The organism is Pontibacillus sp. HN14, assembly GCF_021129245.1.
Lineage (GTDB): Bacteria > Bacillota > Bacilli > Bacillales > BH030062 > Pontibacillus.
In genome coordinates this window covers 296,210-309,512 of sequence record NZ_JAJOLR010000004.1, presented here as the reverse complement: position 1 = coordinate 309,512, position 13,303 = coordinate 296,210, and the positions used below count along the sequence as shown (strand labels likewise).

The window sequence follows — 13,303 nt, the reverse complement described above, 5'->3', positions numbered from 1 at the left end:
TTAATTTTGTTCATATAAAGTCACTCACTTTTTGTTTGTTTTCTGTGGTAAGAAACATTTTAAAGTGAGTGGCTTTTTTTGTCTAATTTAATTTACATAATTTGGTTAATCAACACCCGTGTGTCTGACACCCTTTCACACTCTAAAGAACAGAAGCGTGCCAGACACGCTTCTGTTCTTTATTGTAATAAAGTGACTGTAGTAGTTTGTACTTTTCTGAATATTGATACTTTCTTTAAACCTCTTCCATCTTCTTTTATGTATGTTACCATATACTGTAACAATCCATGAGGAGGAATATGATTATGCACCTGGAAGAACTGCTTCAATCCTACGTTAAGGAGTTCAACCAACAACCCGATTCACCCAATGAGTTACTAGACTATTGTCAACGCTTGTATGTAAATGGAGATCTTGATTGTCATACGTATCGTCAGTTATTTCAACACTTACACGAAGAAGGTGCTACATCCTCTCACAATGAAGTCGAAACGGTCTAACCGATGCTTTTTGCATCGGTTTTTTATATGCGCTTTCATACCTCCCTCCACATACTTCCACCTCTTTTCTCCATCACCCTTTCATTCATTTCCCAACTCTCGGACATGATAAGAGAAAAGAATTTAGGAGGCATTGATCATGTCAGGACAACAACAGAACCAACAATCACAAAACCAGCCCCCGCAACATCAAAACCAACAACCAGGGTACGAGTATGAGATGAACCCACTACCAGAATTTATTGACCCTTCCTATAAACCAAGTGGAAAGTTAAACGGAAAAGTCGCTGTCATCACAGGCGGAGATAGCGGAATCGGTCGTGCGGTCGCTGTCCACTACGCAAAAGAAGGCGCAGATGTAGCCATTATTTTCTTGAATGAGAAGCAAGATGCCGATGATACGAAAGCGATCGTGGAACGTGAAGGGAAAAGGTGCCTGTTAATTGGAGGGGACCTTGGGAACGAGTCTTTTTGCCAAACTGCTGTAAATGAAATCATGCAAACGTTTAATGGGATTGATATTCTAGTCAATAATGCTGCTGAGCAACATCCTCAGCAAAACTTTGAAGACATTACATCTGAACAATTAGAGAAAACGTTCCGCACAAACGTATTTGGATATTTTCATATGACAAGAGCAGCTCTCCCCCATATGAAACCAGGAAGTACCATCATCAATACCTCTTCCATCACGGCGTATCAAGGATCAAAAGACTTAGTCGATTACTCCGCCACAAAGGGTGCGATTACAGCCTTTACTCGATCCTTATCTGAACAACTCGTCAGTAAAGGCATTCGCGTAAACGGCGTGGCGCCAGGTCCAATTTGGACACCACTCATTCCCGCTTCCTTCGATGCACAAAAAGTATCTCAATTCGGTTCTAATACACCGATGAAGCGAGCTGGCCAACCGAAAGAAGTAGCACCGGCTTATGTTTATTTAGCTAGTCAAGACGCAGCCTATGTAAGCGGACAAATGATACACGTAAACGGCGGCACCATCGTCAATGGGTAATCCTTTATTAGATTAAAGAGCTACAGTGTGTCAGACACCCTTTCGTGCTTTAACGAGTTGCAGAGTGTCTGACACCCTTTCGTGCTTTAACGGGTCTCAGGGTGTCTGACACGCTTTACTTTTCTACCGCAGTAAAGCCTAGGATCCTGCTCTGAACTTGAGTTGCTTTTGATTAGACTTGAGCCAATTTCCGGGGATTTGAGCCAGTGATTTTGACGTTGAGCCGTTTTCTATCAACTTGAGCTGTTAATTTTACCTCCTGAGTCACTTTTTCCATATTTTGAGCCACTATCCTCACGCTTGAGTCAATCTCCCTCAACTTGAGCCGCTTTCCTCGCGCTTGAGCCCTTCCCCCTCTACTTGAGCCCTTCCCCCTCAACTTGAGCCGACCTCCTCACGCTTGAGCCCTTCCCCCTCTACTTGAGCCGCCCCTCCTCCTCACACTCCCCCCAAAAACACACAAAAGCCCCCTCAGTTAAGAGGGGGCTTTTGCATCTATAATGAATTTAGGGGGTAGCCATTTCAGGTGATTCGATGGTACGTGTTTCTTCATTTAGGACGAGCTCTAGAGGTGTTCCTTCCTCTTGTTCGATCGTCGTTTCATCCTGGTTTACCGTAATCTTCAGAAGATGACCGCGGAAGTTGATCTTGAATGAATAGTCCTTCCACTCTTCTGGAATCATTGGATTAAAGTGAAGGGTTCCATCTACTACGCGCATTCCGGCGAAGCCGTGTACAATGGATAACCAGGAGCCGGCCATACTCGTAATGTGAAGGCCGTCTTCTGTATCATTATTATAGTTATCAAGATCTAAGCGTGCGGTGCGTACATACATTTCATATGCTTTCTCCTCGTACCCGAGTTCTGCTGCCAGGATCGAGTGTACACAAGGGGAAAGACTGGACTCATGCACCGTCATCGGTTCATAGAAATTATAATTACGCTTCTTCTCTTCTTTCGTGAACTTATGATTTAAGAAGTACATTCCTTGAAGCACATCTGCCTGCTTAATGAAGCAAGAGCGAAGAATGCGGTCCCAGGACCAGTTTTGATTCAACGGCAGGTGCTTCTCCTCAAGATCTCCAACAGGCATGATTTCTTTATCAAGGAACCCATCTTGTTGCAGGTAGACTCCCGTTTCTTCATCATAAGGATAATACATTTTCGAAATGATCTCTTTCCATCGATCGAGTTCATTAGAGGATAAACCTAACTGATCAAACAGCTCATTGTAGCGCGTGCCACCTTGTCGTTCAATGAATAACGCTACACCTAGCGTATACTCAAGCGTCCACGCTGCAATACGGTTTGTATACCAGTTATTGTTTACATTGTTCTCATATTCATTTGGCCCCGTCACGCCAAGAATCATATAGCGGTCTTTACGAGGGTTATAATTCACACGACTTGCCCAAAAGCGGCTGAGCTCAGCTAGAACTTCAAACCCATAATCAGATAGGTAAGCCGTGTCGCCGGTATAGTTCGTATAATTCCAGATCGCATGAGCAATCGCTCCATTACGATGGATCTCTTCAAACGTGATCTCCCACTCATTGTGAGACTCTTCCCCGTTCATCGTGACCATCGGATAAAGCGCTCCCTCTAAACCAAGCTTACGTGCATTCGCCCGTGCCTGATCTAAGTGGTTATAACGATAGATTAAAAGATTACGAGCAATCGCCGGGTCCGCTGTGCCTAAATAGAAAGGCAAGCAATAGGCCTCTGTATCCCAATAGGTGCTTCCACCATACTTTTCCCCTGTGAATCCTTTCGGGCCGATATTTAAACGAGGGTCATCTCCTGTATACGTGTTATACAGTTGGAAGATGTTGTAGCGAATGCCTTGCTGCGCCTCTTCGTCACCGCCTACTGTTACGTCAGCCTTTTTCCAGCGCTTTTCCCAGGCTCCCTGGTGTTCTTGGAGCAACTTGTCATACCCTTTTTCAAACGCTTCTGTTGCAAAGGCCTGAGCTTTCTCTGCGAGTTCTTTAGAATCGTAATCCCTGCTTTGGGTAATCGCTACGTATTTATAGAACGTCACCGGTTGCCCTTCTGTAACGGCTACATCCATGACATTATCAATGTATTCCTCCTGGTCATCCATAGCCTGAATGGATACGTCGTCCGCTCCCTCTACCGCTGTTCGCATAGCGGCTGAGACTTCAAATTCTGTCTTACGGGTTTTCATCGTTAACACACCCGCTTGTTCAGAAACCTCATGATGGACTGGCTCCCAAAAGTCTTCATCATAGTTCGCATCTTCGTTTCGCACATCCCCGTTTAAGAAGGGCTGGAATGAGATTGTCCCACTAAAGTTAATAGGCGTTACCTCATATTGAATGGCTATAAGCTCTGGCTGAGCAATGGAGAAGAACCGTGTCGCGTCGACTTGCACATGCTCTCCATTCCCATTTTCAGCTGTGAACGATCGACGCAAAAGGCCGTGTCGCATATCGAGTTCCCTCTTGAACTCCATCACGTTCCATGTGTGTAAATCAAGCTCTTCATTTTGAACAACTACTCGAAGCCCTGTTACGTTTGGAGCATTTAAGACTTTAGCGAAATATTCAGGGTATCCATTTTTCCACCACCCTACGCGGGTTTTATCAGGGTAATAGACACCTCCGATATACGTCCCTTCATGGGTTTCTCCCGTATAGGTTTCTTCAAAATTGCCACGCATCCCCATGTGACCGTTCCCAATACTCATTAAGCTTTCGGCCAGACGATTGTCTTCTGGATGGAGACTTGTTTCAACGACTTTCCATGGATCTACTTCAATGATACGTTTCATAATGGCTCACCTCTGCCCTTCTAAAAGTATGTGGAACCGCATTTCTTATAACGCTCTCTAGATCTCTATGAGGTAGAAGCTCCGTTCACATTTACATGTTGACTGGATTGGCGACGAATCACTTGATAAGGTACGATAATCCGCTTAGCTGGCTCATCTTGATTGTTTACTTTTTCAATGAGACATTTGGCTGCTTGATTTCCTAAGTTATAAATCTGGATATCGACTGTGGTCAGAGAAGGCCTTGTAATCTCTGAGATATAAAGATTGTTAAAGCTTACGATGGATACATCATCAGGGACTCTGATCCCATTCTCTTCAAGCATTGTGACTACCCCGATACTCATTAGGTCATCGACAATAACGACACCTGTAGGAGGTTCATCAAGCTTAAACAACTGATGAACAGCTTCACGGCCACCAGACTTTAAGAACTCCTTGTGAATCTGGTACTCATCCCGGAGTGGAAGACCCGCTTTCTCTAACGCCATCTCGTAGCCACGCATACGATCTTGTGTGACGACTAAGTCTGTGTCCCCTCCGATAAACGCAATTCGTTCGTGGCCCTGGTTAATCAATTCATTCGTAATATCAATAGATGCATTCACATTATCGTTATCGACATGCGTAATGCGGTCAATGTGTTCACACGGTTTCCCGACAAGAACAAACGGAAAATCTTTCTCAAGTAAGAAGTTAATCACGTTGTCATTTACTCTTGAATAGAGCAAAATAATGCCGTCTACACGATTTCCATAAACCATACGCTGAACACCTTCATACACTTCATCTTCCGTTTCACCCGTCGAGATATATAAAGAATAATCCAGTTCATGAGCGACTGAACTAATTCCTCGTAATACTTCAGGAAAGAACGGGTTTTGAAGTGCTTTATCGGCCGATGACTTCATCACAATGCCAAGCGCTTGTGTAGATTTATTGGCTAAACTTCTTGCGTTTACATTCGGGTGATACCCTAAGTCTTTCATGGCTCTCCTTACCCGCTTCTTCGTATCCATGCTGATTCTAGGGTGATCGGCTATGACTCTTGAAACAGTAGAAGGAGCAACATTCGCTGCTTTTGCTACGTCTTTTATTGTAATTCCCATTATTCTCACCTTCTTAACATCGATTCAGGATTCTGTCGTAACGTCTACTTTCAAACCCTGCTCGGTCCAAACTCCTGATTGTACCTCTCCATTTATCCGCACTTTCTGATGATCTTCTAAACCATGGAGGACAAAGGAACACTTCTTATATGGTAATGACCATTCCAATTCATTCTTGATGGATATGGCTACTTGATCTTCTTGACACTCTATGGATATTCCAAGCTTCATGGCTTCACCCCTACGATACTTGGTTGTCTCCCCATCATCATCGTAAACGATCGTTTCATAGTTGCCTTTTGTATGCGCATAAGCATGAAGCTCTAATTCTTGTTGTTCTTCCTTCGCACGCTTTCCGGATGGACGTTTAGCAATGACGGTCCCTCTCTTCACAAAAAGCGGCAACGTATCAAGCTCAGCATGCACAAGATGAGTTGTGCCTCCTTCGTAAACCGTACCTCCGAAGTAATCAACCCACTCTCCTCCTGGTAAGTAAACAGCTCGATCTGTGACTTCTGGCTGCATAATAGGCGCCACTAACGTATTGTCACCAATCATGAACTGATCGTATAGGCCATAGGTTTTCGGATCACTAGGATATTCTAGCATGAGAGGCCTCATAATCGGGAGACCCGAGGTATGAGCTTCATAGAATAATGAATAAAGCTGTGGAAGCCACTCATATCGCAACTGAATATACCGTTTTATAATCGTTTCATATTCCTCACCAAATTGCCATGGTTCTTGATACAGGGTTCCAATTGCTGAATGGTTACGGAAATAAGGAGTAAACGCTCCTACTTGCGTCCAGCGAGTCAGTAATTCCCCATTTGTATCATGGGCGAATCCACCCACATCCGGTCCTGTGAATGCCACTCCTGACAAACCAAGATTCATACACATCGGCAAGGACATCTGCAAGTGTTCCCAGAAGCTCCGGTTATCCCCTGTCCAAACAGAAGCATATCTCTGAACTCCCGCAAACCCAGCTCTTGTTAACAGAAATGGACGTTTCCCATCCAAATTCCTTTCAAGCCCCTCATAGGTTGCTTTCCCCATCAGAAGACCGTACAAGTTGTGTAACTGACGATGCGTTTTCGGATCACCGTCATGTTTATGGATGACGTCTGTATCCATTGTTTTTGTTTCATTGAATACAGCCGGTTCATTCATATCGTTCCAAATGCCTTCTATGCCAAGGTCTGTATAAAATTGATGTAAATTCCCCCACCATCTTCTGGTACGTCCATCTGTGAAATCAGGAAAGGCGCTGACCCCTGGCCAAACATCACCGAAATAAAGGTCTCCTTCAAGATATTTGCAGAAGTGATCATTCCACACACCATTTTTATAGGTGTCATACTCCGGATCCTTCTTTACGCCTGGATCGACAATGGGAACGATGCGGATGCCATCTTCTTTCAGATCTTCTACCAGCTTCTTTGGATTCGGGAAGCGATCTTGGTCAAAGGTGAAAACACGGTACTCGTTCATGTAATGAATATCAAGATAAATGACATCTAGTGGGATTTCTTTTTCCTTAAACGTCTTCGCTAATGCGCGTACCTCTTCTTCACTCTCGTAACTGTAGCGGGATTGGTGGTAGCCAATAGCCCACTTTGGTGGCATCGGCATTCTCCCTGTAATGTGCGTGTATTGTTCAATTACGTCTTTAGGCTCTGCTCCGGCCAAGACGTAATAATCAAGCTTTCCGCTCTCTCCTTTAAAGGAGTACGTTTCTTTTTCTGTTTTTAAATCAAAGGTGGTCTTTGAAGGATTATCAAAATAAATCCCGTAAGCCCGTCCGTTTCGTAATGCCATAAAGTAAGGAATGGATTGATACAAAGGATCTGTTTCCGGGTTGTGAGGAGCATAGACATCTGTATTCCACATCGTCAACGATTCTCCGCGCTTATCCAAGAAACCGGATTTCTCCCCGAATCCGTAAAAACGATCTTCAGGTTCCATTTTCTTAAAGCAAATCACTTCACCTGTCTCCTTAAAACCAATGCCTCGATTGCCTTCCCCTACAAGCTCTTGTCCGTCGGGAGTGAATACCGATAATCGAAATGATTTCTTCTCAACAGATGCTACAAGCCGATCCGAAGTGATTTGAACCCTGTCTTCCGTTTCTTCCACCGTAAAATCGACTTCCTCAGGGTGAGCAACCACGGCCGGAGTCGAATTAAGCTCCGGTAGCCCCGCTCTGTCCATCACAACTCGGATAATATCCGAGCGATAGAATTGAAGATGAACATAAGCCCTTTCACACGTGAACGTCACCCCACCATTCCTTCTCTGAATGGATGTAATACTTCCAACATCCTGATACAACGCATGTTCTGTTGCCAGATTCTGCCCAGGATGTATGGCGAAACTTGTATCTTCAAGCATTCCATTCCCTCCTTTCTACCATTACTCTGATTGAGTTTTCTTGTTCTTACGGCTAGTAAGAACAACAAATGCTATAAAGCCTCCCATAACAAGAGCGAGTACTCCAAAGAAAATCCAGTTGAGCCCTGTATCTTCTTCGACTATATAGACATCCGCCGTTTCACGGTCAAGTCCAATTTCATACTCTCCGCTACCATTATCTCGTACGATCGAATCGTAAATCAGCCCTCTGAGCTGCTGTCCTTCAACGACTTCGCCGAGTACAGCTGATTTCGTTTCTTTACTATTATTAATGGCCACATACGCCGTTTGATCTTCATAGGTTCGTTTGAATACGCCAAAGGCACCTTCATCAATGACTTGCTCAAAATCCCCTTGGGTCAGTACCGGAAACTCCTTCCGAATCGCAGCGAGTTGCTCCATATGTTGCTTTAATTCTTCGTCTCCAGCTTTGAAATTCATCATGCGACGATTATCTGGATCATCTCCTCCATCTAATGGAATTTCAGACCCGTAATAGACAATCGGCATACCTGGAGCTGAATACATGTACGTAAGAGCGAGCTTCCAGCGTGTAATCGGGTTTTGCTTCGCCTCATTCGCAAGTCTTGTAAAACGCTTGTTGTCATGGTTATCCATGAACGTTCCGAGCGAGTGAGGGTTTTCATAGAACGCTAAATTCCGCTGCCACACATTTCCGAGTTCAGATACCGATTGACCCGGCTCTTTAAAGATTTGGGTAGCGGTTTCAAAAAATGGATAGTCAACGAACGAATCAATGCCTACTTCTTCATAACCGGCAATATAGCGTGGATCCTCGCTCCACACTTCACCCATTAAGAAGAAATCAGGATCAATGCTTTTGACGTGCTCACTAAACTCCTTCCAGAAGTCTTTTGGCACGTGCTTGACGGTATCTAAACGAAAGCCGTCTACTCCTGTTTCTTCTATCCAATATTCAGCTGCATCAAATAAGTATTCTTTTACTTCCGGGTTTTCCGTATTTAAATCCGGAAGACCTGAAAGCCAGGAATTCTCAAGCTGGTCCTGTGAACTTCCGACCATGCGAGACTCTTCATGGAACCAATCCTCTTTCGACGGATCCGTGAGCCACTCATGTTGATAGCCTGTGTGGTTCACTACAAAATCAAAGACCACTTTCATATCCCGCTTATGAGCTTCTTCTACTAATTTCTTCGCATCTTCCATCGTTCCAAAATGCTCGTCTACTTTCTTAAAATCGCTAATCCAGTAGCCGTGATAGCCCTTTGGTTCGTTTTCCATAATCGGTGTAATCCAAATCGATGTAAAACCTAAATCTTTAATGTAATCAAGCTTCTCAATAATTCCTTCAAGATCCCCACCTTGATAGGCTTTGGGGTCTTTTGGGTCTACATTGTAATCATTCGAAGTATCCCCATTGTTAAACCGATCGACCATAATAAAATACATTAACTCATCTTGCCAGCTTCCTTCTTCTTTTTCCGCAGCTTCGGCTCCGAAGGCGTAAAAAAGAAGAAACGGAATCATGACGAGCGTAGTCAACACGCACTTTTTCATTTTCCGCTCCTCCTTTAGGATCGTATTCTCTCAAACTCTAGAATACATGAAATAGTAGCCTTCTGCCATTACCCTTTTGTTGCACCAGATGTTAATCCGGAGATGAGGTAACGCTGTAAGAATAAGAATACGAGCGCAATCGGGATGGCAATTAAGATAGACCCAGCCGCAAATCGAGTGAAGTTATTGGCAAACTGGTTGTTGATAAAGTTGAATAATCCAAGAGCTAATGTAAAGTTCTCAGGACTTGAAAGCACAATTCGCGGTAATAAGAAGTCTGTAAATGGAGCCATAAAGTTAAAGAGCGCCACTACCGCTAAGATCGGCTTCGCAAGAGGAAGCATGATTTTAAAGAATACCTGGAAGTGTCCCGCACCATCCATGCGTGCTGCTTCATCTAATTCACGAGGGATCGTATCAAAGTAACCTTTAACAAGCCATGCGTTAAATGGAATTTGACCGCCTACGTAAATTAAGATTAAGCCCCATAAGTTGTCTAGTAATCCAATTAGGTTTAAAAGAATGTATAGAGCTACCATTCCCATTAATGCCGGGAACATTTGAAGAAGCAAGAATGCGTATAGTCCGTTCTTTCGTCCAACGAACTTGTAACGAGAGAATGCATACGCTACAAATGACGTAATGATAACGGACGCTACAGAGTTTACAACGGCTACGAATACACTGTTCTTATACCAGATCAAGTAATCACTGCTTGGATCTGTAAACAACCATTTATAGTGTTCAAATGTAATGTTCTCTGGAATCATGGAAGATGAGAACATATTCGTACCTGGATTTAACGAAATTCCGACTGTCCACAGGAGCGGATAGGCGATTATGATGAACATGAACAAAATAAACGCGTATATGAATCCCATCTCAAGCCGAGATTTTGTCTTTTTATTCATTACATCTCACCTTCCTCTTTATAGGCTGCTGTTTTTCTAAACTGATAGAATGCAAAGGCAGAAACAACAAGTCCCATAATAATGGTAATGGCCGCTGCCATGTTGTAGTTATTCGTATCGAACGTTAATTTGTAAACCCACGAAATGAGAATGTCGGTACCGCCGGCATTTTGACCACGCACGGCTGGCCCACCTTCGTTAAATAGATAGATAATATTAAAGTTGTTAAAGTTCTGCGCATACTGCATGATGAGTAGCGGCGCAGTGGCAAACATGATGTGTGGGAATGTGATGAAACGGAATTTCTGTAAACGCGTCCCCCCATCAACATCAGCTGCTTCGTACATATCTCTTGGTATACTTTGCAGAACCCCTGTAAATAACGCAAACACAAACGGGAATCCAAGCCATGTCTGAATCATAATTAAAGCGACTTTACTCCACGTTGGGTCTGTTAACCAAGGGATCATCAGACCGAACTGGCTTAAGATATCTTTGTTGATCGCACCGAATGTATCGTTAAACATCGCAGAGAAGATTAGGATCGTTACGAAAGCTGGAACGGCCCAAGGAAGGATTAAGAACGTACGAATCGTTCTCTTAAATTTCACACGCTCATCATTAACTAGAAGCGCTAAGAATAGTCCAAGAGCAATTTGTAAAGTCGTTGCTACGACTGTCCAAACAATGGTCCAGCTCAATACATTTAAGAAAGATTTCTTCCAAATTGATATCGATACCAGATCAACGAAGTTCTGGAACCCTACCCAGCTAAGTAAATTTCTTGGCGGGGAATTGTATAAGTTGTAGTCGGTAAAAGCTAATGAAATCATAAAGGCAAGAGGTAATACAACAATAAATACAAGCATAATTAGACCAGGTCCGACCATCATGTATGGGAAACCTGCATCATAGGCATCTTTAATTTGTTTACGTACAGATGGTACTCGCTCCCCTTGAGCTAACAGGCGTGCATCGCGCTTGGCATCAATGATGTTATACACATAGAGCGTAACAGCAAAGGCGATCACGATTAAACTAACGAGCCCTTCTATTAATAAGATAATGGAATGGTCTTCCCCTTTTACTTCACCTAACGTAATGAAGCCCCACACCCCATGAATGATAAAGTTCAACATAGTGATCAGGAAAGCTGCTTCAATGATGATGAAGATAATTCCTTTTAGTAGTCTCTTATTATAGATTTGCCCTAAACCTGCAAATACAAGCGAGAGGATTGTAGCCAGTTTAACGTTATGATCTTTTTGCTTCACATCTTTGGTAGCAGGTGATGGTTGTGGCATACTCGTTTCCCCCTTTGTGCTTCATGGTCTCCTTATAGCAGGAGATAAGTGGCTTACCGCCGTGCAAGCGGTTGCTCAAATTTTGAATAATAAGTGGATAGGAGAGCCCCCTCCTATCCACCCTTCTTGTTACTGACCGCTTGCTGCGATCTGATCTTTAATAATTTGTACGGTTTCTTCCATAACTGCTTTCGGGTCATCCCCTTGAGCTAGGAATTGAAGAGCGTTACCCGCTGGTTCCCAAACTTGTTGCATCGCTGGAACAGATGGCATTGGCTCACCGTAGTTTGTTTGCTCTGCAAACGCTGCAGTTATTGGATCCTCAACGATTGCTGAGTCTTCAAGTAAAGCTGTGCGTGGAGGAATTTCTCCAGCCATTTCATAGTAAGTCATCGCATTTTCTTCGTTTGTCATAAACTTCATAAGGTCTGTAGCCCATTCTTTGTTTTCAGAGAAAGAAGAAAGCATCCAAGCTTTCACCCCTACGAAGGATTGCATGCGCTCACCATTCGCTTTAGGAAGCGGAGCCGCGCCAAGGTCATCGCCAAGTGCTTCTTCGTAACCAGGACGAGACCATGGGCCTGTCATAACAACCGCTGCTTTACCGTCGTTAAACAAACCGTTCATAATATCAGGGTTTACTTCTTTTGGAATATAGCCTTCTGTGAAGAATGTTTGAATGTTACCAGCACCTTCAACAGCGCCTTCATTATCTAATCCAATGTCATTTACATCGTACGTACCGTCTTCTTTACCAAATACATAGCCTCCAGGACCAGCGAAGAACGGATAAGCAAAGTAGAAGTTGTTTAATTCAGCTAAGAATCCATAGTTTCCACCACTTGTTTGTTCTTCTGCAATCGTCATCAGCTCATCCATTGTTTCAGGAGCTTTGTCGATCATAGATTTGTTGTAGAAAAGACCATACGTTTCAATTACAGCTGGTGCACCCCAGATGTCACCATCATAAGTCATCGCACTAATTGCTGTATCTGTGAATCCGTCTTTAGCGTCACCTAGATCAACTGGCTCAGCAAGACCACGTACAACAAGGTTTCCTAAACGGTCATGAGGTTGGAAGAATAGATCCGGACCGTTACCAGTAGGACCATCTAAGTCTAATTTCTCTACTTGGTCTGTCATGCTAATACGATTCATCTCAATGTTAATTCCTGTTTCTTCTGTGTATTTATCAGTAATCTTTGTAATAGCTTCAACCTGTTTATCATCGTCATTTACCCAAATCTTAAGTGTATCAGGCTTGTCAGATTCTCCTTCAGTGGATTCTCCGCTGTCACCTGACCCTCCTTCAGCTGTTTCGTCGCCGTCGGAACTGTTGTCACCGCTACAAGCAGCAAGAACTCCAACGGATAGTACCATTGCAAGTAAAAGCATCAGAAACTTTTTCATTACAATTGACCTCCCCTTTTGATCTTTTGCAACCGTTTGCATTAAACTCTAAAAAAATATAGTTTTCTAGATTAATTGACGCTTTGTGTAAGCGGTTGCACTTGTCTTACCTTTATTATACATATAATTTCTCATGACACAAATACTTTTTTTAATTTTTTCAAAATTAATGTGTCAACCTTATGACAAGCAGGCTTTTCCAAACATTTTAGTTCTCTGAATCGCTTTTTGAATCTGGTATTTTCTAATTGACATCTTTATCCGATTAAAATAGCCTTTAAGTATCAAAGAACATGCAAGCGCTT

General features: G+C 43.2%; 9 protein-coding genes. 2 read left to right on the top strand and 7 right to left on the bottom strand.

The genetic code is table 11. The features are described 5' to 3' along the window. The first annotated feature begins 305 nt into the window (after nucleotides 1-305). Together yppF and LQ226_RS14920 are read left to right on the top strand one after the other, a co-directional pair. Complete coding sequence (gene yppF / locus LQ226_RS14925; protein ID WP_231418745.1) at nucleotides 306-500, top strand: YppF family protein; 195 nt, start codon at nucleotides 306-308, stop codon at nucleotides 498-500. 139 nt (nucleotides 501-639) lie between these two features. Then, nucleotides 640-1,515 (top strand): SDR family oxidoreductase, encoded by an 876-nt coding sequence (locus LQ226_RS14920; RefSeq protein WP_231418744.1) that lies wholly within the window; start codon nucleotides 640-642, stop codon nucleotides 1,513-1,515. 506 nt (nucleotides 1,516-2,021) lie between these two features. Here LQ226_RS14920 and LQ226_RS14915 read toward each other — a convergent pair. The 7 genes from LQ226_RS14915 to LQ226_RS14885 all read right to left on the bottom strand — a co-directional run bounded on the left by LQ226_RS14915 (nucleotide 2,022) and on the right by LQ226_RS14885 (nucleotide 12,998). After that, the gene (locus LQ226_RS14915; protein WP_231418743.1) at nucleotides 2,022-4,310 is read right to left on the bottom strand and encodes a glycoside hydrolase family 65 protein; all 2,289 of its coding nucleotides are present in this window, start codon (nucleotides 4,308-4,310) and stop codon (nucleotides 2,022-2,024) included. Nucleotides 4,311-4,375: 65 nt separating this feature from the next. Next, nucleotides 4,376-5,419 (bottom strand): LacI family DNA-binding transcriptional regulator, encoded by a 1,044-nt coding sequence (locus tag LQ226_RS14910; RefSeq protein WP_231418742.1) that lies wholly within the window; start codon nucleotides 5,417-5,419, stop codon nucleotides 4,376-4,378. A gap of 24 nt (nucleotides 5,420-5,443) precedes the next feature. Next, nucleotides 5,444-7,813, bottom strand: coding sequence for a glycoside hydrolase family 31 protein (locus tag LQ226_RS14905; protein ID WP_231418741.1), 2,370 nt, complete (start codon nucleotides 7,811-7,813; stop codon nucleotides 5,444-5,446). Between the two features lie 21 nt (nucleotides 7,814-7,834). Then, nucleotides 7,835-9,373 carry an alpha-amylase family glycosyl hydrolase gene (locus LQ226_RS14900; protein WP_231418740.1) on the bottom strand — a complete coding sequence of 513 codons (1,539 nt, stop codon included), beginning with the start codon at nucleotides 9,371-9,373 and terminating at the stop codon, nucleotides 7,835-7,837. A 68-nt stretch (nucleotides 9,374-9,441) separates the two neighbouring features. Then, complete coding sequence (locus tag LQ226_RS14895; protein ID WP_284526849.1) at nucleotides 9,442-10,284, bottom strand: sugar ABC transporter permease; 843 nt, start codon at nucleotides 10,282-10,284, stop codon at nucleotides 9,442-9,444. Next, a complete protein-coding gene (locus tag LQ226_RS14890) occupies nucleotides 10,284-11,588 on the bottom strand; it encodes a sugar ABC transporter permease (protein ID WP_231418739.1) in 1,305 nt (434 codons plus the stop codon). Before LQ226_RS14890 ends, LQ226_RS14895 begins: the two co-directional genes overlap by 1 nt. A gap of 129 nt (nucleotides 11,589-11,717) precedes the next feature. After that, nucleotides 11,718-12,998: a sugar ABC transporter substrate-binding protein gene (locus LQ226_RS14885; RefSeq protein ID WP_231418738.1), complete on the bottom strand. Its 1,281-nt coding sequence runs from the start codon at nucleotides 12,996-12,998 to the stop codon at nucleotides 11,718-11,720. Nucleotides 12,999-13,303: the final 305 nt, after the last annotated feature.